The 22,379-nt window shown below is 70.4% G+C and carries 19 protein-coding genes and 4 pseudogenes; 10 read left to right on the top strand and 13 right to left on the bottom strand.

What is annotated here, in order from left to right:
- Positions 1–101 precede the first annotated feature (101 nt).
- From ACGFWI_RS31745 to ACGFWI_RS31725, 5 genes are all read left to right on the top strand, one after another.
- Complete coding sequence (locus tag ACGFWI_RS31745; protein WP_393909492.1) at positions 102–956, top strand: TrmH family RNA methyltransferase; 855 nt, start codon at positions 102–104, stop codon at positions 954–956.
- An 83-nt stretch (positions 957–1,039) separates the two neighbouring features.
- Complete coding sequence (locus tag ACGFWI_RS31740) at positions 1,040–2,200, top strand: ATP-binding protein (protein ID WP_393909491.1); 1,161 nt, start codon at positions 1,040–1,042, stop codon at positions 2,198–2,200.
- Positions 2,201–2,391: 191 nt separating this feature from the next.
- The gene (gene pheS, locus ACGFWI_RS31735; protein WP_393909490.1) at positions 2,392–3,513 is read left to right on the top strand and encodes a phenylalanine--tRNA ligase subunit alpha; all 1,122 of its coding nucleotides are present in this window, start codon (positions 2,392–2,394) and stop codon (positions 3,511–3,513) included.
- On the top strand, positions 3,513–6,038 hold the full coding sequence (gene pheT / locus ACGFWI_RS31730; protein ID WP_393909489.1) for a phenylalanine--tRNA ligase subunit beta: 2,526 nt from the start codon (positions 3,513–3,515) through the stop codon (positions 6,036–6,038). The genes pheS and pheT overlap by 1 nt, the downstream gene beginning before the upstream one ends.
- Positions 6,039–6,390: 352 nt before the next feature.
- A complete protein-coding gene (locus tag ACGFWI_RS31725; protein ID WP_393909488.1) occupies positions 6,391–7,605 on the top strand; it encodes a PP2C family protein-serine/threonine phosphatase in 1,215 nt (404 codons plus the stop codon).
- Here the strand turns inward: ACGFWI_RS31725 and ACGFWI_RS31720 are convergent.
- Positions 7,580–8,518 (bottom strand): oxidoreductase, encoded by a 939-nt coding sequence (locus ACGFWI_RS31720; protein ID WP_393909487.1) that lies wholly within the window; start codon positions 8,516–8,518, stop codon positions 7,580–7,582. The genes ACGFWI_RS31725 and ACGFWI_RS31720 overlap by 26 nt on opposite strands.
- A gap of 81 nt (positions 8,519–8,599) precedes the next feature.
- On the opposite strand from ACGFWI_RS31720, the gene ACGFWI_RS31715 reads away from it, so the two are divergent.
- From ACGFWI_RS31715 to ACGFWI_RS31705, 3 genes are all read left to right on the top strand, one after another.
- A complete protein-coding gene (locus tag ACGFWI_RS31715) occupies positions 8,600–9,193 on the top strand; it encodes a TetR/AcrR family transcriptional regulator (RefSeq protein WP_393909486.1) in 594 nt (197 codons plus the stop codon).
- 124 nt (positions 9,194–9,317) lie between these two features.
- Positions 9,318–10,655 carry a transcriptional regulator gene (locus ACGFWI_RS31710; RefSeq protein ID WP_393909485.1) on the top strand — a complete coding sequence of 446 codons (1,338 nt, stop codon included), beginning with the start codon at positions 9,318–9,320 and terminating at the stop codon, positions 10,653–10,655.
- A gap of 48 nt (positions 10,656–10,703) precedes the next feature.
- Positions 10,704–11,234 carry an NUDIX domain-containing protein gene (locus tag ACGFWI_RS31705; protein WP_393909484.1) on the top strand — a complete coding sequence of 177 codons (531 nt, stop codon included), beginning with the start codon at positions 10,704–10,706 and terminating at the stop codon, positions 11,232–11,234.
- A gap of 30 nt (positions 11,235–11,264) precedes the next feature.
- Here the strand turns inward: ACGFWI_RS31705 and ACGFWI_RS31700 are convergent, their stop codons facing one another.
- The 7 genes and pseudogenes from ACGFWI_RS31700 to ACGFWI_RS31670 form a co-directional block, all read right to left on the bottom strand.
- Positions 11,265–11,522, bottom strand: a complete 258-nt coding sequence (locus ACGFWI_RS31700; RefSeq protein WP_393909483.1) for a hypothetical protein — start codon at positions 11,520–11,522, stop codon at positions 11,265–11,267.
- Positions 11,523–11,853: 331 nt separating this feature from the next.
- Positions 11,854–11,961 (bottom strand): annotated as a pseudogene (locus tag ACGFWI_RS31695) (3-hydroxyacyl-CoA dehydrogenase family protein); the annotation flags it as partial.
- Between the two features lie 31 nt (positions 11,962–11,992).
- The gene (locus tag ACGFWI_RS31690; protein WP_393909482.1) at positions 11,993–14,491 is read right to left on the bottom strand and encodes a type VII secretion system-associated protein; all 2,499 of its coding nucleotides are present in this window, start codon (positions 14,489–14,491) and stop codon (positions 11,993–11,995) included.
- Positions 14,488–14,898: a hypothetical protein gene (locus ACGFWI_RS31685; RefSeq protein WP_393909481.1), complete on the bottom strand. Its 411-nt coding sequence runs from the start codon at positions 14,896–14,898 to the stop codon at positions 14,488–14,490. The genes ACGFWI_RS31690 and ACGFWI_RS31685 overlap by 4 nt, the downstream gene beginning before the upstream one ends.
- Positions 14,895–16,718 (bottom strand): WXG100 family type VII secretion target, encoded by a 1,824-nt coding sequence (locus tag ACGFWI_RS31680; protein ID WP_393909480.1) that lies wholly within the window; start codon positions 16,716–16,718, stop codon positions 14,895–14,897. The genes ACGFWI_RS31685 and ACGFWI_RS31680 overlap by 4 nt, the downstream gene beginning before the upstream one ends.
- Complete coding sequence (locus tag ACGFWI_RS31675; protein ID WP_393909479.1) at positions 16,718–17,326, bottom strand: hypothetical protein; 609 nt, start codon at positions 17,324–17,326, stop codon at positions 16,718–16,720. Before ACGFWI_RS31675 ends, ACGFWI_RS31680 begins: the two co-directional genes overlap by 1 nt.
- An 18-nt stretch (positions 17,327–17,344) precedes the next feature.
- Positions 17,345–17,797 carry a hypothetical protein gene (locus ACGFWI_RS31670; RefSeq protein WP_393909478.1) on the bottom strand — a complete coding sequence of 151 codons (453 nt, stop codon included), beginning with the start codon at positions 17,795–17,797 and terminating at the stop codon, positions 17,345–17,347.
- 174 nt (positions 17,798–17,971) lie between these two features.
- Here ACGFWI_RS31670 and ACGFWI_RS31665 point away from each other — a divergent pair.
- A pseudogene (locus tag ACGFWI_RS31665) lies at positions 17,972–18,289 on the top strand (DNA methyltransferase); the annotation flags it as partial.
- Between the two features lie 101 nt (positions 18,290–18,390).
- Here the strand turns inward: ACGFWI_RS31665 and ACGFWI_RS31660 are convergent.
- From ACGFWI_RS31660 to ACGFWI_RS31645, 4 genes and pseudogenes are all read right to left on the bottom strand, one after another.
- Positions 18,391–18,773: pseudogene (locus tag ACGFWI_RS31660) on the bottom strand (transposase); the annotation flags it as partial.
- Positions 18,774–18,780: 7 nt separating this feature from the next.
- Positions 18,781–19,329 carry a hypothetical protein gene (locus ACGFWI_RS31655; RefSeq protein ID WP_393909477.1) on the bottom strand — a complete coding sequence of 183 codons (549 nt, stop codon included), beginning with the start codon at positions 19,327–19,329 and terminating at the stop codon, positions 18,781–18,783.
- A 61-nt stretch (positions 19,330–19,390) separates the two neighbouring features.
- Entirely contained in the window at positions 19,391–20,554 is a 1,164-nt protein-coding gene (locus ACGFWI_RS31650; protein WP_393909476.1) for an ADP-ribosylglycohydrolase family protein, read from the bottom strand.
- Positions 20,555–20,626: 72 nt separating this feature from the next.
- On the bottom strand, positions 20,627–21,202 hold the full coding sequence (locus ACGFWI_RS31645; protein WP_327227848.1) for a hypothetical protein: 576 nt from the start codon (positions 21,200–21,202) through the stop codon (positions 20,627–20,629).
- Positions 21,203–21,291: 89 nt separating this feature from the next.
- Here ACGFWI_RS31645 and ACGFWI_RS31640 point away from each other — a divergent pair.
- A pseudogene (locus ACGFWI_RS31640) lies at positions 21,292–21,384 on the top strand (restriction endonuclease); the annotation flags it as partial.
- 95 nt (positions 21,385–21,479) lie between these two features.
- Here ACGFWI_RS31640 and ACGFWI_RS31635 read toward each other — a convergent pair.
- Positions 21,480–22,367: a hypothetical protein gene (locus ACGFWI_RS31635; protein ID WP_393909546.1), complete on the bottom strand. Its 888-nt coding sequence runs from the start codon at positions 22,365–22,367 to the stop codon at positions 21,480–21,482.
- Positions 22,368–22,379: the final 12 nt, after the last annotated feature.

The raw sequence follows: 22,379 nt of genomic DNA, 5'->3' as shown, positions 1-22,379 counted from the left end.
GCAGGCCCCGGCCTGCGGGTCCGCCGCTTTTCCGGACCGGCCACGTCGCTCCCGACGGGCCGGGCCCCCACGCACCGAACCACAGAAGCGAGCCGCCGCCCATGGGCACCCCCGAGCTGATCTCCCCGCGTTCCCCGCGTGTCACCGCCGCCCGGCGGCTGGCCCGCCGCGCCTTCCGCGGCAAGGAGCGCCGGTTCATCGCCGAGGGCCCGCAGGCCGTACGCGAGGCGATCGCGCACCGCACGGGCGGCGTGCCCACGCTCATCGAGCTGTTCGCCACCGTCGAGGCCGCCGAGCGGCACACCGAGATCGTCGAGGCGGCCCGCGCGGCCGGGGTGCGGGTCCACTTCGCCGATGACAGGACCGTCGCCGACATCTCCCAGACCGTCACCCCGCAGGGCCTGCTCGGCGTCTGCGAGTTCCTCGACTCGCCGTTCGAGGAAATCCTCGCCGCCCGCCCGCAGTTGATCGCGGTGCTGGCCAACGTCCGCGACCCCGGCAACGCCGGCACGGTGCTGCGCTGCGCGGATGCCGCGGGCGCGGACGCCGTCGTGCTGACCGACGCCTCCGTGGACCTGTACAACCCCAAGTCCGTACGGGCCTCGGTGGGTTCGCTCTTCCACCTCCCGGTCGCGGTGGGCGTCCCGGTCGAGCGGGTGGTGGGCGGGCTCCAGGCCGCCGGCGTACGGATCCTCGCCGCCGACGGTGCGGGCGACCGCGACCTGGACGCCGAGCTGGACACCGGCTCGATGGGCGGGCCCACCGCCTGGGTCTTCGGCAACGAGGCATGGGGGCTGCCGGAGGAGACCCGGGCGCTGGCGGACGCGGTGGTACGGGTCCCCATCCACGGCAGGGCCGAGAGCCTCAACCTCGCGACGGCCGCCGCGGTCTGCCTCTACGCCTCCGCCCGGGCACAGCGCACCCCCGGCGGATGCCGCGCGGTGTCACCCGCCTGAGGGGCGTCCTCCGGAACTCCGCGGCACTTCCGATCCGAGCTAGTAGGCTTGCGTGCTCGGGGGCCCGGAAGGGGGTAACGGGGATGAGTGTGAGGACTTCCGGCACCGCAGTGACGGCTGACAGCTGCCCGTCCGACGGACCGGAACGGGGGGCGTCGCCCGCCACCGCCGCGGGTCCGGACGCCCTGGGAGCCGGTCTGGGACTGGATCCCGACGATCTCCCCGACGGTCTGGTCGTCGCCGACGAGACCGGCCGGGTGATCTGCTTCAACTCCGCGGCCGCCAAGATCACCGACATCACCCCCGAAGACGCGCTCGGCCGCCCCCTGGAGCACGCCCTGCCGCTGCAGGACATCGAGGGCCGCCGCTGGTGGCGGCTCACCGATCCCTACGGCGGGCTCGCCATCCGCCGCGGCCAGCCCGAGCGCAATCTGCTGCTCGGCGGCCGCGAGGTGCTGGTCTCCGCCCGCTACGTCCGCAGCCGGCCGACGGGTCCCGTCCAGCGGCTGGTGATCGCGCTGCGCGGCACCGAGGCCCGGCGCCGTACGGAGCTCAGCCACGCCGAGCTGATCGCCACCGTCGCCCATGAACTGCGCTCGCCGCTGACCTCCGTCAAGGGCTTCACCGCCACCCTCCTCCAGAAGTGGGAACGCTTCACCGACGACCAGAAGCGGCTGATGCTGGAGACGGTGGACGCCGACGCCAACCGCGTCACCCGCCTGATCGCCGAGCTGCTGGACATCTCCCGGATCGACTCCGGTCGGCTGGAGGTGCGCCGCCAGCGGGTCGACATGAGCGCCGCGGTCCGCCGGCACGTCCAGGCGCAGACCACCGCGGGCCAGCGCCCGGACCGCTTCCTGATCCGGATGCTGGAACCGCTGCCCGATCTGTGGGCGGACCCGGACAAGGTCGACCAGGTACTGGGCAACCTGCTGGAAAATGCGGTGCGCCACGGCGAGGGAACCGTCACCATCGAGGTCGGACCGGTATCGGATGCGACCAGCACGGAGGGGACGAGCGTCACCGTGAGCGACGAGGGCCCCGGCATCCCGGAGGAATCGATGAGCCGCGTGTTCACCCGCTTCTGGCGGGGCAGCAAGCGCGGCGGCACGGGCCTGGGCCTCTATATCGTCAAGGGCATCGTCGAGGCCCACGGCGGGACGATCACGGTCGGCCGGGCGCCGGCCGGCGGCGCGCAGTTCCGATTTAGCCTGCCCGTCGCGGCCCCGGCCTTCATGGCCTGAGGAGAACGCGGCGGGCGCCCCGCACGGGGTGCGGACCGGCCGCGCGGCCCGTCCCCCTTAGACTTGACCTTTGGCACCTTTGGCGCACAGGCATCGCGGGCACAGCGCGGGCTCGGCCTCCGGCCTTTGCGATCGAGGAGCCGAGGCGACGCGAGCCAAGCCAAGCCAGTCCACCGGAAGCACGGGAAGAGATGTCCGCACCCAATAAGTCGTACGACCCTGTCGAGGTCGAAGCCCTGAAACCGGAAGAGATCACCGCACGGCTGGACGAGGCGCTGGCCGCCATCGCCGCCGCGGCCGATCTCGAGGAGCTGCGTGAGGTGAAGGTCGCGCACACCGGCGACCGCTCGCCGCTCGCGCTCGCCAACCGTGAGATCGGCGCCCTGCCGCCACACGCCAAGGCGGACGCCGGCAAGCGCGTCGGCCAGGCCCGTGGCCGGGTGAACCAGGCGCTCAAGGCCCGCCAGGAGGAGCTGGAGGCGGAGCGCGACGCCCGTGTGCTGGTCGAGGAGGCGGTGGATGTCACGCTGCCCTACGACCGCACCCCGGCCGGCGCCCGGCACCCGCTGACCACGTTCATGGAGCGGGTCGCGGACGTCTTCGTGGCCATGGGCTACGAGGTCGCCGAGGGCCCCGAGGTCGAGGCGGAGTGGTTCAACTTCGACGCCCTCAACTTCGTGCCCGACCACCCGGCGCGCCAGATGCAGGACACCTTCTTCGTCCAGGGCAACGGCACCGACGACGAGTCCGGCGTCGTGCTGCGTACCCACACCTCGCCGGTCCAGGCCCGTACGCTCGTCGACCGCGAGCCGCCGGTGTACGTCGTCTGCCCGGGGCGGGTCTACCGCACCGACGAGCTGGACGCCACGCACTCCCCGGTCTTCCACCAGATCGAGCTGCTCGCCGTCGACGAGGGCCTGACCATGGCCGACCTCAAGGGCACCCTCGACCACATGGTCCGGGCGCTGTTCGGCCCGGACATGAAGACCCGGCTGCGGCCGAACTTCTTCCCGTTCACCGAGCCGTCCGCCGAGATGGACATGGTCTGCTACGTCTGCCGTGGCGCGTCCGTGGGCAACCCCGACCGTCCCTGCCGCACCTGTTCCAGCGAGGGCTGGATCGAGCTCGGCGGCTGCGGAATGGTCAACCCCAAGGTGCTCATCGCCTGCGGCGTCGACCCGGAGAAGTACAGCGGCTTCGCCTTCGGGTTCGGCATCGACCGGATGCTGATGTTCCGGCACAACGTGGAAGACATGCGTGACATGTTCGAAGGCGACGTCCGGTTCACCCGGCCGTTCGGGATGGAGATCTGATGCGGGTCCCGCTTTCCTGGCTGCGGGAGTACGTCGACCTGCCGACGACCGAGTCCGGCCGTGACGTACAGACCAAGCTCATTGCTGTCGGCCTGGAGGTCGAGACCGTCGAGCGGGTGGGCGACGGCCTCAAGGGCCCGCTCGTCGTCGGCCAGGTGCTGACCATCGAGGAGCTGGAGGGCTTCAAGAAGCCCATCCGCTTCTGCACCGTCGACGTCGGTGACGCCAACGGCACCGGTGAGCCGCAGGAGATCGTCTGTGGCGCCCGCAACTTCTCCGTCGGCGACAAGGTCGTGGTGGTGCTCCCCGGCGCCGTGCTGCCCGGCGACTTCAAGATCGCCGCGCGCAAGACGTACGGCAAGACCTCGCACGGCATGATCTGCTCCGGCGACGAGCTGGGCATGGGCGACGACGGCTCGGGCGGCATCATCGTGCTGCCGCCCGAGCACGAGGTGGGCACCGACGCCATCGAGCTGCTGGAGCTCGTCGACGAGGTGCTGGACATCGCCGTCACCCCGGACCGCGGCTACTGTCTGTCGATGCGCGGTGTCGCCCGTGAGACCGCCACCGCCTACGGCCTGCCGCTGCGCGACCCGGCGCTGCTTGACGTGCCGCCGCCCAACTCGGCCGGCTACCCCGTCCAGGTCTCCGACCCGATGGGCTGCGACCGCTTCACCGCCCGTACGGTCACCGGCCTGGAGCCCGGCGCGCGCACCCCGCTGTGGATGCAGCGCCGGCTGCAGAAGGCCGGGATGCGTCCGGTCTCGCTGGCCGTCGACATCACCAACTACGTGATGCTGGAGCTCGGCCAGCCGCTGCACGCCTACGACCGCACCAGCGTGGACGGCCCGATCGGCGTCCGGCGGGCGAACCCCGGCGAGAAGCTGACCACCCTGGACGGCAGCAAGCGGGTGCTCGACGCCGCGGACCTGGTCATCACCGACAACCGCGGCCCCATCGGCCTCGCGGGTGTCATGGGCGGCGCCAACACCGAGATCGCGGGTGCGGCCACCGACTCCGAGACCGGCCGGCTCAGCGGCACCACCGACGTTGTGATCGAGGCCGCGCACTTCGACGCGCTCTCCATCGCCCGTACGGCGCGTCGGCACAAGCTCTCCTCGGAGGCCGCCAAGCGCTTCGAGCGCGGGGTGGACCCGGAGGCCGCTTCCGCCGCGGCGCAGCGCACCGTCGACCTGCTGGTGCTGCTCGCGGGCGGCACCGCCGAGGAAGGCGTCACCGAGATCGTCACGCCCCGCGGGCCGCGCACGATCACCGTCTCCGCCGACCACCCGGACAAGGTCGCCGGTGTCGCCTACGGCCGGGAGACCGTCGTCCGACGCCTCCAGCAGGTCGGCTGCGACGTCTACGGGCAGGACGAGCTGGTCGTGACCGTGCCGTCCTGGCGGCCGGACCTCAGCGAGCCGAACGACCTGGCCGAAGAGGTCATCCGGCTGGAGGGTTACGAGAATCTGCCCGCCACCCTCCCGAAGCCGCCGGCCGGCCGGGGGCTGACCGAGCGTCAGCGGCTGCACCGCAGGGTCGGCCGGGTGCTGGCCGGCGCGGGCTACGTCGAGGCGCTGAACTACCCGTTCACCGGCTCGCACGTCCTCGACCAGCTCGGCATCGAGCCCGACGACCCGCGCCGCGCGGCCGTCACCCTCGTCAACCCGCTCTCCGACGAGGAGCCCGACCTCCGCACGACACTGATCCCGGGCCTGCTGAACGCGCTGCGCCGCAACTACGGCCGGGGCACGCACGATCTGGCGCTCTTCGAGACCGGACCGGTCTTCCGGGCGACCGGTGACGAGCAGCCGGCCAGCCGGCTGGTCGTCGACCGCCGGCCGACCGACGACGAGATCGCCTCGCTGGACGCCTCTCTTCCGCAGCAGCCGCGGCGCGCCGCCGTGGTGCTCGCCGGAGCCCGTGAGCAGGCCGGCTGGTGGGGCGGCGGATACCCGGCGACCTGGGCGGACGCCGTCGAGGCGGGCCGTACGGTCGCGCGGGAGGCGGGCGTCGAGCTGATCATCCGTCAGGATCAGCATGCGCCGTTCCACCCGGGCCGCTGCGCGGCGCTGCTCGCCGTCGCCGACGGTGAGGAGATCCTCGTGGGCAACGCCGGTGAGCTGCACCCGCGGGTCATCAAGACGCTTGCCCTGCCCGAGCGCACCTGCGCGATGGAGATCGACCTGGACCGTCTGGAGCGGGCCGGCGCCGGACCGCTGCGCGCCCCGCAGATCTCGGCGTTCCCGGTCGCGACCCAGGATGTCGCCCTCGTGGTCGACGACACCGTTCCGGCCGCGGAGGTGGAGGGCGCGCTGCGCGAGGGTGCGGGTGAACTGCTGGAGTCGCTGCGGCTGTTCGACGTCTTCACCGGTGAGCAGATCGGCGCGGGCAAGAAGTCGCTGGCGTATGCGCTGCGCTTCCGCGCCGCCGACCGGACGCTGACGGCTGAGGAGGCCTCGGCGGCCCGTGACGCGGCGGTCGCGGCGGCCGTGGAGCGGACGGGGGCGGCGCTGCGCGGCTGAGCGTGGGCGTGGCCCGCGACGGCGTGCCGGAAGGGTGCGGGCGCGGACGGTGAGACCGTTCGCGCCCGCACCCTTTTCGCTGTGCGGCGGGCGGGTCCGGTGAGCACGGTGGGGGCGGGCCGGGTGCGCTCAGGGGCCCTCGTGGCCACCGTGGGCGTGCCCGCCGGCCCCAGCCAGACGATCAGATCCGTACACCATCACTCAATCGGGTGATGGTGTACGGATCGTCGTCGGATGGACACGTAACGTCGCAAGAATCAACCCGGTCGAGGCGGCCCGCGTGAGCGCGGCAGTGGGCCCGACCGACCCGCTCAACGCCTGCTAGGGACCACCGGCTAGGGGGACCATCGGCATGATCCGAACCTGGGCGAGGGGCGGAGCACGCGCCGGAGCGGCAACCGCCCGGCGCGCCTTCGTCTTCGTCCTGCCCGGCCTCTGGGTACTCGGTGTGGTGGCCTGGGAGCTGTGCCGTCCGACCAGCGGCCAGCTGCTGCAACTGCTCGCCGCCGCACCGGCCATCGCCTGCGCGGGCACCGGCCGTCGCCAGTGTGTGCTGCTCGGCGGGCTGTGTGCGCTGCTCGCGCTGGTGCCGTTCGGCGAGGTGGAGCCCGGGGCCGGGGCGGGGACGCGGATGATGACCTGCGGTGCGATCCTCGCGGTGATCGGTGCCAGCTATCTGACGGCCGGGCGGCGGCTGCGGCTGGTACGGGAGTTGGAGCGCACCCGGGAGGTCGCCGTTGCCGCGCAGCGGGTGGTGCTGCGGCCGTTACCCCGGCGCATCGACGGTGTGCTGCTGGCGGCCGACCACCTGTCCGCGAGCGAGGGGGCCATGGTCGGCGGGGATCTGTACGAGGTGGTGGGGACCCGGCACGGGGTCCGGGCGGTGATCGGAGATGTGCGCGGGCACGGCCTGGAGGCCATAGGTACGGTCGCGGCGATACTCGGCAGCTTTCGCGAGGTGGTGCACGACGAGCCCGAACTGGGCGAGGTGCTGCGCCGGTTGGAGCGGTCGCACCAGCGGCATCTGCGGGAGCGGGCGCTCGTCGGGTGGCCGGCGGCCGGCGGCGGGGAGCCGGCGGGCGTGCTCGCGGAGGAGTTCGTGACCCTGTTGCTCCTGGAGGTGGCGGGGGACGGGTCCGTCACGGCGCTGAACTGCGGTCATCCATGGCCCTACCGGGTCGCCTGCCAGGCCGTCGCCCCGGTCGCACCGGCCGAGCCGATGCCGCCGCTGGGGCTGTTTCCGCTGCCCGAGGAGCTGTCCACGGTGCGGTGCGGGCGGCTGCGTCCCGGTGAGGGGCTGTTTCTGCACACCGACGGGGCGGCCGACGCCCGGGATGCGACGGGGGAGTTCTTCCCGCTGGCGCAGCAGCTGCGCAGCAGTGTCGAGGCGGTCGCGGCGCCGTGCGGACCCTCGCCGGCGGGGGTGGTCGGGGAGGTACGGGAGGCGCTGCTGCGGCATGCGGGCGGGCGCCTCACCGATGACGTGGCGTTGGTGATGCTGAGCAATGACCGGGTGCCGGCGCAGCCGGCCGGCGCCCCGCCTACTGGCGTGCGCCTTCCGCGGTGACCTCCCGGCCGACCGACGGGGGGAAGGTGACGTCGGTCAGCTCCTCGGACGCCTGCCACAGGCGCCTGGCGCTCACCGGGTCGGCGGCCGCGGCCGTCCTGCCGACCATCGTCGGTGCGCCGCGCATCTCGCCGAGCCCGTCGGGGCCGAGGTAGGAGGCGCCGGGCAGGTCCTCGGTGGCGGCGTAGAGCGTGGGGAGCGCACCGGCCTTGTTGTCCTGGGCGACCACGCGGTTGCCCACCCGCATCACCGCGCGCCGCAGCACGCTGACGTCGGCGCCCTGGAGGTTGGTGGCGGCCCAGCCCGGGTGCGCGGCGAGGGCGCGCACCGGCGATCCCGCGGCGGTGAGACGGCGTTGCAGCTCCAGGGTGAAGAGCAGGTTGGCCAGCTTGGACTGGCTGTAGGCGGTGACGGCACGGTAGGCGCCGGTCAGGTTCAGGTTCTCGAAGTGGATGCGGTTGCCGGGCATCCGGTGGGCTCCGGAGGCCACGGTCACCACGCGGTCGGTGACGTAGGGCAGCAGCAGGCCGGTGAGCGCGAAGTGGCCGAGGTGGTTGGTGCCGAACTGCATCTCGAAGCCGTCCTTGGTCCGGGACTCCGGGACGTTCATGACGCCGGCGTTGTTGATCAGCAGATCGAGCGGGCGCTGCCAGGAGGCGGCGAACTCGCGTACGGAGGCGAGGTCGGCCAGGTCGAGGCGGCGGACCTCGACGCTGCCCCGGGCGCCCCGCACGGTGCCGGCGGCGGCCTGCCCGCGTGCGGTGTCCCGTACGGCGAGGACGACATGGGCGCCGGCCCGGGCGAGGGCGTCGACGGTGGCGATGCCGAGGCCGCTGTTGGCGCCGGTCACTACCGCGGTGCGGCCGGTCTGGTCGGGAATGTCGGTTGCGTTCCATTTCGGGGTGTGAGTCATGGGCCCAATGTAGGCAACGCCAACAATGCTGTCAATGCCAACAATGTAGCCAGTGCATACACGGGGGATAGGATGGCGGTCATGCAGACTCGTCGTTACCACCACGGAGACCTGCGCGCCGCGCTGCTCACCCGCGCCGAGCAGACGCTCCGCGAGAAGGGACCGGGCGCCCTGTCCCTGCGGGAGTTGGCCCGTGACCTCGGCGTCAGCCATGCCGCGCCGAGCCGGCACTTCAAGGACAAGCAGGCGCTGCTCGACGCGCTGGCGCTGGCCGGGTTCGAGCGGCTGGACGAGGCCCTGGCCGCGTCCGGGGCGTCGGCGGGCGAGACGTTCGCCGACCGGCTCGGCGGCTTCGTCCGCGCCTATGTGGACTTCGCCATCGCCAACGCCGAGCTGCTCGACCTCATGTACACGGTCAAGCACGACCCGGCGGCGTCCGAGGCGCTGATCACGGCGGCGCAGCGGCTGGGGGCGATGGCGGCGGAGCTGGTGGCCGAAGGGCAGCGCAGCGGTGAGGTGCGGGAAGGGCCCGTCGAGAGCATCGGGATGCCGGTGTTCACCACCCTGCACGGCTTCGCCAGCTTCGCGGTGAGCAGTGTGTTCTCCGCCGAGGAGGTCGAGTCCGGCCTCGATGCGGTGATCGCGTACATGTTGCGGGGCTGCGCGCCGCGTTGAGACGCCGACGCCCTTCACACCCCGTGTGAGGGGCGCTTGACTACGCTCATCTGACGGAGTGGTGAAGTCGACAAGGCCATGAGCTGATGGTCCGTGGGCGGGCCCGGCTCACCGGGAGGCCGGTATGGAGCCCAATACCCTGCTCGACGCGATTCTCGACGAGGCCGGTATCTCGCATGCCGGGCTCGCCGCGCGTATCAACCAGCTCGGCCGGTGTCGTGGTCTGGCACTGCGGTACGAACACACGGCGGTGGCTCGGTGGTTGAAGGGGCAGCGGCCCCGCGGGCAGGTGCCGGACCTCATCTGCGAGATCCTCGGCGAACGGCTGCACCGGCCGGTCGGGCTCGACGACATCGGGTTCAGCGGTCCGGGGTCGCGGCGTGCCGCCGATACCCCGCTGTCCGGTTTCGTCGAGCGGGCCACCGCGCTGTGGCGGTCCGATGAGCAGCAACGGCCGCATATCCTCGACGCCCCCGCGCTCACCGGCACGTCGGCGGTCATCCCCGTGTGGGAGTGGGAGAACCCTCCCGAGGACGCCGATGTGTCGCGCGACGGGCTGACGAGGGTCGGTATGGCCGACATCGAGATGCTGCGCGCCGCGCGGACGCACTACGAGACGATGTACCGGAAGGCGGGTGGTATCGCTACCAGAGCACGCATCGTGGGGTTCCTCAATGCCGAGGCGGCGCCGCTGCTGCGGGGCAGCTACAGCGATGCGACGGGGCGTCAGCTCCACCGGGCGACCGGCGGGCTGGTCGCGGTCGCGGGCATCTGCGCGTACGACTCGGACGCTCTCGGGCTGGCCCAGCGCTATTTACACCAGGCGTTACGGCTGGCCAAGGCCAGCGGGGACCGCGGCCTCGGCGCGTATGTCATCGCGCTGCTGGTCAACCAGTCCCTCTTCGTACGGGAATACCGCCAGGCGGTCGCCTTCGCGGAAGCGGCGCTGCGGGCCGCGGGTCCGCAGATCACCCCGGCGCTCTCCGCGGACCTCTACGCGATGCAGGCCAAGTCCTACGCCCGGCTCGGCGACGGCGCCAGCGCGCTGTCGTGCATCCGGCGTGCGGAGGCGGCCGCGGAGCGCATCCGGCCCGGACTGGAGCCGGCCGAGACGGGCTATGTCCAGCCCGGCCTGGTGAACGTACAAGTGGCGGAGGCGCTGCTCAGCCTCGGTGACCTGCGGGCCGCACGGGAGCAGGCGGACGCCGCCGTCGACACCCCCGCACACGACCGCGGCCGGGTCCACCGGCTGGCCATGCTCACCCATATCGAGCTGCGCCAAGGCGATGCGGACCGGGCCGTGGCCAATGCCGCGCAGATGACGGAGCAGGCTCGGGGCATGGAGTCGCAACGGCTGCGGGACCGGCTGCGGGCGGTGCGCGAGCATCTGGCGGAGACCGGGAGCTCCGCGACGGACGAGGCTGCCGATCTCATCGACGAGGTGCTGCGCGTTCCGCTGTGACCGGGCTCGTGTCACCTTGCCGGCTCCTCAGCGGAAGGTGGCAGTTACGTGCGTTGGAACAATCTCAGCGAAAAGCCCGTCTACAAGAATCCCTGGTTCCGGGTCAATCTGGCCGATGTGGAACTGCCCGACGGCCGTCACCTGGATCACTATCTGATCCGGATGCGGCCGGTCGCCGTGGCCACGGTGGTCAATGAGGCCAACGAGGTGCTGCTGCTGTGGCGGCACCGGTTCATCACCGACACCTGGGGCTGGGAGCTGGCCGCCGGTGTCGTCGAGGACGGCGAGGACATCGCGGCGGCGGCCGCCCGGGAGATGGAGGAGGAGACCGGGTGGCGCCCGGGACCCCTCCACCATCTCCTGACGGTGGAGCCCTCCAACGGCCTCACCGATGCACGGCATCACATCTACTGGTCCGAGGAGGGCGCGTACACCGGCCCGCCCCAGGACGGTTTCGAATCCGAGCGACGGGAGTGGGTGTCACTGAAGCTGGTACCCGACATGGTGGCCCGAGGGGAGGTGCCGGCCGCCAACATGGCCGCCGCATTGCTGATGCTGCATCACATCCGGCTGGGCTGAGCGGACCTGGCCGGTGACTGCGGCCGGCGGTCATCGGCCCATGGCCTGCCACAATGCGACCACCAGCGCCGCGAGCCCCGTGAGCGCGGCGAGGGACGGCAGTGGCCAGCGGGTGGTCTCCAGACGTGTGACGCGGACCTGCACGTCGTCCGCGTCACGTGTGTTCTGCTCGGAGCGCTGGGCAAGCAGCGCGAGTTGGCCGTCGACCCGGGCGGTGCGGACGTCCATGAGACGCCTCAGCTCCGCTAAGTCGGCGGTGACCAGATCGGGTTCGGGGTGGGCGGTCACGGTCCGCTCCTCATTCCTTCAGTCAGCGACTTCGTTGTCCGTACGGGCATCAGTCAACTGCGCTGCGGTGAAGGACGGGAGCGTGTGCGGCGGGGATATGCGGGTCTGCGGTTCGCACCCCGTGTGAAGTGACGCGGGGTGACGGACGGGCCTCATTCGTACGGGGTGTGAAAAGCGCACTCCGGCCGGGGCGGTTCACACGCTCCCGTACGCGCCCGCACGGGAGTTGACTCGAAGGTGCCACGGGGGCCGACGCCGGCGGACGGGCGCCCGCCGGCCCGGGGTCCGCCCGCCGGTTTTCCCCCGAGCGGCGGGCGGACGGCCCCGGGGCTCAGTACGAGTAGAAGCCCGACCCGGACTTACGGCCCAGCCGGCCCGCGTCGACCATCCGCGCGAGCAGCGGGGGAGCGGCGTACAGGGGCTCCTTGTACTCCTCGTACGTGTTGTGCGGGTCTGCTGCAGATTGGGCGTCAGTCCGCAGCAGACTGGGCGTCACGCCAGGACGGCAAGAGCTCGTCGAGGAGGGCCTCGGTGCGGGGAGGGAGGCTACGGGCGCCGCCGCTGTGCTCGTGATTGCGGGCAATGAGCGATGCTGCTGTTGATTCGAGCTTGGCCGCATCGCCTGTGGCGTGTGCGGCGCGTAGCAGTTCGTTCCAGAGTCGCTCGTCCGTCGGCGTGGTGGTCAAGGCCGTGTTGAGGGCGTTGAGCGCTGGTGTCGGGTTGCCGGCCTCCAAGTGGTGGGCGGACAGGGCCAGTGCGACGTCTGCCACCAGTAGGGGCAGCTGGGCCTCGCTGATCTCGTGGGGAAGCCAGGTGTAGCGGCCCTGTGGGCGGTTTGCGAGCAGGGGGCCGTGGGCGAGTGCCAGGGCGTCGTTGAGCAGGCGTTCCCGCATGTGTGCGTTACTTGCGCCTCTGCCCGCGGTGGCCTCGTAGTGGAGGGTGCGGAGCACGTCGAGGTCGGAGACGACGGACGGCGCGAGAGTGAGCCGACCGGTGGTGTCGGTGCCGAGCCGCAGGGTTCCGTCGGGGTCGCTCCCCAGCCAGGTTCGCAGGCGTTCGATGAGGGCGTCACGGACATCCTCGGTTACGCCGCGGGGCCACAGCCCGGAGGCCAGAACGCGCGGGTGCACTCCTTCGCGATGGAGCAGGAGCATGACCAGCGCCTCGTGGAGAAGCGGGCTGTGCTCGGCGTCAGGTGCGTCGAGGCCGGTGATCTCGTACGTGCCGACCAGCCGTGCGTACACCGCGGGTCGTCCGCTCGGGGTGATGTCAACCATGAACTGCGGGGTGCCGGGGTCCGGGTCGCGGTCGTCGTCGGGTGTGGCGCCGTCGAAGAGCTGGACCACGGCATCGTACGGGGCCTGGGGCAGGAGCTGTGCTTGCAGTTCCAGGCCGAGGAGTGGGGCCAGGAGGCGTCCGTCGGGGGTGATTTCGAGTTTCCAGGTCGCGCCCGGCAGGCCGTTCTCCTCGGTGGCGGCCAGGTAGCTGATGCCCAGTCGGCCGGAGTCGGCAACGAGCTCGGCGATCTTCGCTGCCTGATCCTCGGTCGGCTGTTCGGCGAGGAGGACCAGGTGGGGCGCCCATTGGGTCTGCTGTGCGGAGCCGGCGCGGCCGGTGAGTACGGAGTCGTGGCCCGCCATGGCTAGGGCACCGCGCTGCTGCCGGATTTCAGCGTCCATGGTTTCCAGGAGGGCTTCGACGTCGTCGAAGTGGCGGACGCGGGTGGGGTCGAGCGTGCTGAGTTCCGTGCCGAAGCCGACGAGGGTGACTGTCATTCGATCCGACCAGCCGCTGGTGGCGAGTTCCGCGGCGACCGACGTGAGGACGGCACTCCGGTCCGTGTGCGTGCCGGAGAGTGAGACGAGTCCGGGGGCGGCTTCGAGGTTCAGCAGCAGGCGCGCGCCGGCGAGGCTGCCGAGGCAGACCAGGCCCGGGTAGGGGGCGGCAGTGCCGGTGTCTGCTTCGTGCACCGGGATGTCAGCCCGTTGGATGCGCCAGATCGTCTCGTTCTGACCGAGCTGCCATGGCGCTGGGGGCTTACCTGCGGGATGGGCGAGCTGGAGGCTCAGCTCGCTGTCGGTGAGCCAGGCAACGTAGACGGTCGGCAGGGTGCGCGATTCGACGGTCAAGGCGGACGCCAGTCCCCTCAGGGCATGGTCGAGATCGCGTACGGCCTGCGGGTCAGCCCCGACGAGCAGCGCATCTTGGGTATCGGCGGCGACACCCGTCGGCCGGCGAAGCTCCGGGGTGCGGCGGCCCTTGGCGCCCATGGCGGACTGCCACAGGGTCGTGCGGCGTCGGCGGCCGAGTGCCGCGAGCAGGCCGGCGGCGAGCAGCGGGGCATCCACGAGGGCCGCGGGGAGGCCGGAGGGCGAGGTGGAGGGCGAAGAGTTGGGGCCGGCGTTCTCACCACCGGCTTGATTCCCGGCCTCGCCAGGGATGGTCAGGCTGATGCGGTGGCCGGGGTTGAGGCGGACCGGGAGGCCGGTGGCGGCGAGGTGACGGCCGGTGGTCTCTTGCCACTCGTGCCAGGTGTCGGGGGTGTGGGTGGGGTGGGTGAAGGCCGGGATGTAGCGGCTGCCGTCGTCCTCGACGACGGTGTAGAGGCCGGTCTGCCCCTCCTGGGCGAACAGGAGGAGCGTGGCGTCGCGGAAGGCCGTGAGGAGTTCCTGCTCGCTGCCGTAACCGGTGACGGCGCGCTGCAGGGCTTGGTCGAGGGCGGTGACAGGGGGCGGGAACTCCAACGCCATCGGCGACGGGCGGTAGTTCTGGTTGTGCGTGAAGGAAACGAGCTGGCCGGAGCTGCCGACGGACCAGCCGCCGACGATGCCGTACGGGGGGACGGCGCCGTTGGGGTCGAAGTACGGGTCGATCGCGTACACGTAGCCGCCGCGCTGCTGTGCGGCCTGGGCGTGCAGAGCCTCGGTGACCGGGGGAACGGTGGGGGCAGGGCCGGCCGGGGTGGTCACAGCGACTGGCTCCACTGCTCTTCGAAGGCGATCTGCTCGGCGACAGTGGCCAGCGTCTCGCGGGGTGCGTCATGGAAGGTCTGGATGAGATCGGCGCGGGTGGGGCGAAGCCCGGGCCTGAGTAGGCAGACGAGGAAACCCCCCATATCACGGCACGTCCCGGAGGGCCAGGTGTCGCGACGCGAACCGTTGACACCCAGGAGCCACCCCTGGGGTTCGATCTGCTCGCGGGTGCGGGTGAGCGCCTCGAAGCAGTCATCCGCTCTGCCGGTGACATGCCCCCAAGGGCCGTCGGCGGTCACGGTGAAATCGTAGTTTTCGCCCTCCCAGCGCAGGACGGCGTCGGCCTGCTGGTCGCGGTTGAAGGCGAGGACGTCGAAACGGTCGGGGACCTGGTGGCCACTCATTGGGTCCATCCTTCGGGCAGTTGACTGGAGGGCGGTGCTTCAGGGGCGGGAGCGACGGGTTTTTTGGGGATATGAGGCTCGTAGTGGGGGTTTGGTACCCACTCTCCCTTGGTTCCGGTGCGGAGGTCGATCTCCCAGGCTCCCTTGATGTGCTTGCGGTCGATGCCGCCGGCGAAGGCGATCTCCTGGTCGATCTCGCGGTACTTGTTGTTCGGCAAGGTCTCGTTGACGTCGATGCCGCCGGGGGCGTCGACCTCGTACCGGTAATTGGTTACCCAGTTGGCATCGGGGTTCCTGGTGGTGCCCACAAAGGCCGACGCATGGTTGCCCTCCACATAGCCATGAATGTCCGTGTTGGACGAGTCGCGTGGATGGAAGCCCTGGTCGAAGATCTCCTGGGGATGGCGGTTGTCGTTGCGATACAGCGGCTCGTGGTCTTCGCGCCACACCGGCTTGTGGCTGATGCTGTCGACGTCGACGTTCTTGTCCGCGGCTGCGGGAAGGCTGCGAGGGTCGTCCGGGTCCAGATCCCTGCCCGCCCCGGCGGCGTCATCGGCGTGATCGCCCCCATCATCGGCGTGCTCGGCAGCATCATCGGCATGCGTTGCCGCATCATCGGCATTCCGAGCTGCGTCGGCCGCGTCATCGCCGTGCCCGGCGACGCCGGCGGAGTCCTTTGCGGCGGTCTTGGCGGCGTCTTTGGCGGCAGCGCTTTCCATGCCGTGGGCGGCGGCTTTGGCTCCGACCTTGCTCACGGCGCCTCCGCCGCCGATGAAGTTCGTCGCGAAGGCGCCGATGGCCTGGTTGCGGTCGGTGCCCCAACCCTCGCCGATGAAGCCCTTGACCAGCTCGGTGGGGTGGTTGGCAGTGTGGATCAGGCCGCCGGCGACACTGGTGAGGTTGGTGGTGTAGGCGGCCGGGTGGGTCAGGTTGTAGGGGTCCTGCGGGTTGACCGTGCGGACCAGGCGCAGCAGCGAGGTGCCGGTCTTGATGATGCCGCCCAGCTGGTGCTCGGCCCCGACCAGCTGGTTTTTCACCGTGTTGCCGGCTTCGCGCTTGAGGCGGTCCAAGCCCTGTGGCTCGGCAGGTGCCCGGCAGGTGCCTCGGGCGAGCTTCGCGGCCAGTTGGGTGCCGGCGCTGTCGCGCTGGCTGCGGGCCGTCTTGAGCAGGTGCTCTGCGGACTTGCGTCCCTCGGCGCCGGGGTCGTGGAACGGGCCCGGCTCCTGCGGAGGCTGGTTCCCGGCGGCGTTGGCCTGCTGCTTGTAGTGGTCGACCTTGCGCTTGTACTGCTCCACGGCCGCCACGGTCTGCTTCTGGGCCTGCTTCCACCGCTCGACCGCCTCGCGGGCCTGCTTACCCGCCCACTCCACCGTGTCGGCGTAGTGATCCAGCGCAGCGGCCGCGTCCTCGAACGAGTCGGCGGCGGTCAGCCAGCGCTTGGGGTGGGTCTGCACCTTCTCGCGGAAGCGGTCGGCGGCCTGTCCGTGCCAGTCCGAGGGATCCATCTTCCGCAGCGCAGAGCCGGTACGCTCGAAGGCCGCGCCCAACTTCTTCACCTGCCGGGCGGACTTACGGATGCTGCTCGCGTCCCCGTGCAGCAGAAGGGCGGGGTCGTCGGTCTCGTTCAGCTCGAGCTCGTGGGTCTGGGCACCCAGCTTGTCGGCCGCCCAGGAGCCGGCTGCGTCGGCCTTGTCCGCCCAGTCGTGTGCGCCCACGTCATCAAGCAGCATCGAAGTGCCGTGGGCGACGGTCTGCACCCCGTCGGCGAACGTGTCGCGGGCCGACTGGGTGACGCGGTCCACATCGTCGAAGAAGCCCATCACTTCTCCTTCGCCGAAGTGCCGGCGTCGTGCCCGTCCTCGTCACCGCCGAAGGGTGCGGAGACGACGGCCTTCGCCACCTGGATGTGGGTCCCGGCCACTCCGGTCTCAGTGACGTCCGTCCAGGTGTGGGAGAGGTTCTTCCGGCTCTCCTTGGCAGCGTCCTTGAAACTGTCCATGGAGTAGTCGGGGGTGTAGGCGTCCTCGATCTTGCCGCCCACCTGGCTCCAGGACATCTTCTCCGCCTTCTCCGAGGTCAGCGTCGGGTCCGCAGTCGCGGACAGCACAACGTCCTTGAGGACGCCCGTGCCGTACTCTTCCGCCTCCTCGTAGTAGCCCGCGTTCAGATCCAACGTCCCGGCCACGTCGTCGCCCTCGTCCAGGAGCGCCTGGACCTCCCAGCCCCAACGCTCGGCGAAGTTGTCCAGCATCTGGGAAGCATCGGAGTGCCCCATCACGGTCGGCGACACCGACAGATCGGAGAAGCCCTGACCCGTGGTCGCCTCAGTCGCGTCCGTGATCTTCTTCAGCTCGTCCAGCGCATCGTTGATGCCCTTGGACACCTGCTTCAGGATCTGCGGATCGACCCCGAAATCACCACCGCTCACCACGTGGCAAGCACCCCCTTAGACGGATTCCTTATCGAGCGCAATCCCATCCGGCACGATGCCGGACACGGGTGGCAGGAAGGCGCGAAGTCCAGAGGACACGTCCACCACGACCCCCATCGGAACCCGGTCGCGCTCCACCAGCTCAGGAAGCAGCTCCTGCAACAGCTCCTCACCGCCCACGCGCAGGTAGCGTACGTACCGGACCAGTTCGGCGGGCAGCTCGTCGGGCTTGGCCGCCTCCCACTTCTGCTGCAGAAAGGCGTGCATCTCACCTGTGCTGGTGAATACGAACAGCCAGCGCATGTCATCCAACTCGCCACTCCACACGGCGCCCTCACCGAGCAGGGGGAGCAGAAGCTCCGCGCCCTGCGCGGCCTCGACCAGCGCCTGCGGATCCCCTTCACCTCGTAGGAACGCGGCCATCTGCGCGCGCAGTTCCGCCGTCCCTGTCGACAGCTCGCTGCCCATCCCGCTCCGCACCCCTGCTTGTGTCGACCTGTCACGACTTCAGCGCATGCCAGGCAGCTCGGTACGTCAGTAACCACATGGCATGAGCATGGCGATACTAGATCGACGTCTGCGATCCCCGCGAATCGGGAGAGGACGCGAGCCCTTCCCGTAGGCGCAATCGGCGGTGACCCAGGCGTCAAGGGCACCCTGGACAACACCCGCGACCTCTACCTGCCCGGCCATTTCATCGCCTCCCAGCCCCGCAAGGGCCGCGTCCACATCACGCAGAAGCCAGTGGAGGTTATGCAGCAGCTCGTCCAGGTCTGCCCGCCCGGCGGCACCGTCCTCGATCCCTTCACCGGCAGCGGCTCCAGAGGCATCGCAGCTCTGAACGAGGGGCGCAATTTCGTCGGCGTCGAGCTTTCCAGCCACTATGCCGACGTGGCCGAACAGCGCCTCCGCAGTGTCCTCACCCAGGACGACTTCGCACTCGCCGGGCCCGAGGAATGAGAACAGCACACCCCGGCAGACCTGGCCAGAAAACAGAACAAGGGCGGTTGTGTCATCGAAAACCCGATGACACAACCGCCCTTGAATGTTCAGTCAGCCGGTCGATCGGTCGGATTCGGTCCGGTCAGTGGCCCCCTTTTGCCGCCCTGACGCTGACGGAGTCAATCGCACACCGTGACCAGTCCAACGCTCCGCGGGCGCCGAGCTCGTCGAGGATGACGCGGTGCAGCCTGGCCCACACCCGGTCCCGGCTCCACTGGGCGAAGCGCCGGTAGACGGTGGGTCAGGCCGGCCCGAACACCGGCGGCAGTTGCCGCCACGTGCAGCCCGAGGTGGCCACGAAGATGATCGCTGCCAGACAGGCGCGGTCACCGGCCCGTCGGCGGCCGCCGCCTTGCGGGCGTATGACCTCCGTCGGCGGAACCACCCGCCGGAACAGCACCCACAACTCGTCCGGCACCAACCGCTCAACCAGATCCGTCATGCACGGCTCAACGAGCGATCACACCATCAGAAAACGGCGTCTTACTCCCATCTGTACTGCTCTGGCAGCAGAGTTGCTCCGAGGGCGAGGCCGTGCCTTTGTTCTTCCCAGAGGCCCCCTGTGTGCAGCCGCTCGATGTGGCAGACGACGTGCTCGCCAGCTGGATCGCGGAGCTTCTATCCGATCTCGATGCGGGCCTGTCCCACAGGTCGGGCAGGATGCGCCCGCTGCCGTCCGCCTCCAGGGGGTTGAAGACCTCGCGCCACAGCGCACCCGTATCGAGCCATTGGTCGTAGTACGCGTCGGGGTCCTCGGGCCCGAATTGGTACCGGAGCGAGGCGGGTCGCAGGAAGCCGCCCGTCCCGACGGTCTGCACCGAGCGTCCGCGGATCCGCAGGACATCCGCCAAGCGCGCCGCCAGCCCTTCCGGATGGGCGGTCGGCGCCCCGTCGATCGCGACGCGCAGCCACGGACCGCCGTCCGCCGCCGTCAGCTTTCCGATCCGGTCAGCGCGCGCATCGGTCAGCCGCTCCCAGGAGATCGCTTCCAGCCGCATCCCTCCATCATGCCCGGGCACTGCCGTACGGTGCCGGGTGGGCGCCCGTGGCCGAGCGGCGTCAGCTGCTCGGGTAGCGCCCGGGGGCGAAGAACGACTCGTTGTACGGCTGGTGGGTGAGGGGGTGGAACGCCGCCGAGAAGTCGTCGGCCAGCTCGGTGATCGTGCCACGGCCCTCGACGGCGGTGAGCCAGGACGGGGGGAGGGCGAGGTCGCCGTGGTGGGCGCCGAGGAGGTTGCCGCAGATGGATCCCGTGGAGTCGCTGTCACCGGAGTGGTTGACGGAGAGCAGGAAGGCTGACTCAACGCGCGTGCGCCGGGGTGCCGGGTCGGCGGGGCGGGCGAGGGCACAGTAGACGGCGATGGCCAGGGCCTCCTCGGCGATCCAGCCTCCGCCGAGGGTTTCGACCTTCTCGGGGGTCGCTGTGCCGTCGGCAGCCAGGTCGACCGCCTTGCGGAGGGCGGCCGTCGTCTCCTCGTGGCCGGGATAGCGGGCGAGGAGTTCCATCGAGCGCAGCACGGCGCCTTCGAGGGAGTCGCCGTCCAGTAGGTGTCCGATCATGGCGGCGAAGGCACCGGCCGCGTAGTAGCCGGTGGGATGGCCATGGGTGATCTGGGCGCAGCGGGCGGCGAATTCGAAGGCTCGGCGAACGGGCATGCCGGTGAGGCCGAAGGGAGCCGAGCGCATGACCGTGCCGCAGCCCTTGGAGTCGGGGTTGACCGGCCCCGGCGCTCCGAGCTCGCCGAGCGTGTCGGGGATGTGCTCGTAGCGGAGGCCGGAGACGCAGGCGTTGCCGGGGGCACGGCGGGCGTAGAGCCAGGTCTGCTGGCGCAGCCAGCCGGTGCGTCGAAGGGCGAGTTCGGCCGGCGGCGGGGGCGCGGGGTGGTTCTGGGTGTCGAGCCAGCGCAGATAGGCGTTCCGCACGAGGACGGGCCCGGCGGAGCTGATGCCGTTGTCGGTGGCGGGGCCGTAGCGGGCGTAGGCGCGGATGAGGCCTTCCGCGGTGAAGAGGGTCATCTGGGTGTCATCGGAGACCTGGCCGAGGACGACGCCGCCGACCGGCAGGAAGCCGGTGACCCCGGACGGCCCGTAGCCGTTGCGGATCGAGGCCAGCGGATGGAACTCGATCGGGTATCCCAGGGCGTCGCCTATCGCCCCGCCCAGAAGACAGCCACGGACACGGGCACGGCGGGCGACGATGTCGCCCCACGACTGACTGTTCAAGCCGGTTCCCTCACTTGATGGTTGTGCTCATGGTCATTGCGTCGATCGGTCGCGTGGTCGGAGCCTTCCGGCTCAGAAGATCCAGGCCAGGTAGAGGCTGAGCGCCGCACCACCGGCGCCGCCCAGGACCAGCCGCTTCATCCAGGCACTCGCGCGGGTTCCGGCGATCAACCGGCCCACGGCCACGGCCTGTCCCCTGCTCGGCATGATGCCGGTCGCGGCGAACGGGATCCCCAGCGCGGCGACGATCCAGCCGAGGAAGAACAGCGCGCACCAGCGCCAGATCTCGCCGAAGCCGGTGGCGAGGTAGCCGCTCACGGTCTGCTGGACGGGGATGCGGTCGCCCCGTTCGCGGTCTGCCGTGATGGTCGCCTCGTGATCGACGGTCGTTCCGTCGTCTGCGCGGAAGGTGCCGGCGCACACCGTCTTGTCGCTGTGGTGACGGCTTCCGTGGTCGATCCAGCAGCGCTCGACCGTGAGCGTGCCGTGACGACCGACGAGGCCCGCTGCGTGCGTCGAGTTGTACAGCGAGAAGCCGGCGCAGAGGAGCGCCAGAAAGAAGAAGAGGCCGCCGAAGAGACGCCCTTTCACACTCGGTGCGGGCATCGAGACGAACGGATCCGGCGTCCCCAGTCCTGGCTCCAGCATGGCGCCACCACGCCCTCCACTCCGGCTGCTCCCGTGATCGCTCACCTTACTCAGCCGGTGCGTCGGCCCCACTGTCAGTGCCATGCCCTAGGTCAGGATTCGCCGAAGAAGTACTGTGCGCCTATGCCTTCGCGTGTGCGATGTGCGGGTACGACGGGACACTGGGACGGAACCCGGTCGGGACGAACCGCCCTATCTCCCCCGCCGCCAGCCGGAGTTCATGCCCGCCCAAGCCGAATCGAAGGATCACGTTCGGTAAGCGGATAGCGTCTCAGGGTCAGCCGAAAGGGCTCACCGCCACCTTGGAAGCCGCAATGTCGAGGCATGCCGCGCTCCCCTCGTCGATCTCGATGTCGAGATTAATCATGCGACCCGCCACCTCCGCGGCGTTCATCCAGCGGCAATGCTCCCCGCCCTGCGGTGCGTGGCGCGCTCCGGTGTACATCAGCAAGAATGGGCGCTCTCCGGGGCCGCGCTCCCGGAGGCGCGGCGTACTGCCGTCGTCCTCCACGGGGACCAGGACCTGAGCGGAGCGCAGCTCCTTCAGAAGTTCGTCCTCCGTAATGCGGCCGAGCAGCCTGAGCTGGACGGCCCGCTCCACCGTGTTCTCTGCCCGAAGCATTCCGACCGCCGTCGGGGTGGGGCGGTAGTGCCGGTTACGGACGAAGTCGCCGAACCCGCCGTCCTGGTCGATCTGCCAGTCCCCGACGATCCCTTCGCGGGGGACGGGGACGCTACTGAAGAGTGGGTACTCCGGATCGACGGCGATCATCCGCGTGCCCGGAGCGAGCACGGTCGACTTCCGCATGTCGTCGGTGATCTTCGGTACGAGCAGCCTTTGCCGTCCATCCGATTCGACAATCCGCCTCGAATAGGCGTAAGTGCACAGATACGGCGGCTCTTTGACCTCCGGCAGTGCCTTGATCTGGGCACGGAGTGTATCCAGGCTCTCCACCTCTCCGCCCGACCTGGGGAGCACTCGGCCCGGGAAAGGCATACCTCCCACCTGGGAGTCCAACAGCCAGTTCAGTGCCTGCTCTGGCGTCAAACCGCGCGCCTTCGCCTCCCGCATCCGCTCGATCCAGAAGACAAGCGCGTTGATGGCGCGATACCCCTGCTCGCGGCTCGGAATACAACCGGCGTTGTCAGAGCCGTCCGCCGCCATCCACAAGTAATA

Source organism: Streptomyces sp. NPDC048434, from assembly GCF_043200375.1.
Taxonomy (GTDB): Bacteria; Actinomycetota; Actinomycetes; order Streptomycetales; family Streptomycetaceae; genus Streptomyces.
The sequence above is the reverse complement of the archived record's forward strand: the minus strand, read 5'-3'. Positions and strand labels throughout refer to the sequence as shown.

Coding starts and splice junctions, on each gene's coding strand:
- ACGFWI_RS31745 (WP_393909492.1), top strand. CDS start 102: ATGGGCACCCCCGAGCTGATCTCCCCGCGTTCCCCGCGTGTCACCGCC.
- ACGFWI_RS31710 (WP_393909485.1), top strand. CDS start 9,318: ATGGAGCCCAATACCCTGCTCGACGCGATTCTCGACGAGGCCGGTATC.
- pheT (WP_393909489.1), top strand. CDS start 3,513: ATGCGGGTCCCGCTTTCCTGGCTGCGGGAGTACGTCGACCTGCCGACG.
- ACGFWI_RS31635 (WP_393909546.1), bottom strand. CDS start 22,367: ATGGCGGCGGACGGCTCTGACAACGCCGGTTGTATTCCGAGCCGCGAG.
- ACGFWI_RS31685 (WP_393909481.1), bottom strand. CDS start 14,898: ATGAGTGGCCACCAGGTCCCCGACCGTTTCGACGTCCTCGCCTTCAAC.
- ACGFWI_RS31680 (WP_393909480.1), bottom strand. CDS start 16,718: ATGGGCTTCTTCGACGATGTGGACCGCGTCACCCAGTCGGCCCGCGAC.
- ACGFWI_RS31655 (WP_393909477.1), bottom strand. CDS start 19,329: ATGCGGCTGGAAGCGATCTCCTGGGAGCGGCTGACCGATGCGCGCGCT.
- ACGFWI_RS31715 (WP_393909486.1), top strand. CDS start 8,600: ATGCAGACTCGTCGTTACCACCACGGAGACCTGCGCGCCGCGCTGCTC.
- ACGFWI_RS31645 (WP_327227848.1), bottom strand. CDS start 21,202: ATGCTGGAGCCAGGACTGGGGACGCCGGATCCGTTCGTCTCGATGCCC.
- ACGFWI_RS31725 (WP_393909488.1), top strand. CDS start 6,391: ATGATCCGAACCTGGGCGAGGGGCGGAGCACGCGCCGGAGCGGCAACC.
- ACGFWI_RS31720 (WP_393909487.1), bottom strand. CDS start 8,518: ATGACTCACACCCCGAAATGGAACGCAACCGACATTCCCGACCAGACC.
- ACGFWI_RS31740 (WP_393909491.1), top strand. CDS start 1,040: ATGAGTGTGAGGACTTCCGGCACCGCAGTGACGGCTGACAGCTGCCCG.
- ACGFWI_RS31670 (WP_393909478.1), bottom strand. CDS start 17,797: ATGGGCAGCGAGCTGTCGACAGGGACGGCGGAACTGCGCGCGCAGATG.
- pheS (WP_393909490.1), top strand. CDS start 2,392: ATGTCCGCACCCAATAAGTCGTACGACCCTGTCGAGGTCGAAGCCCTG.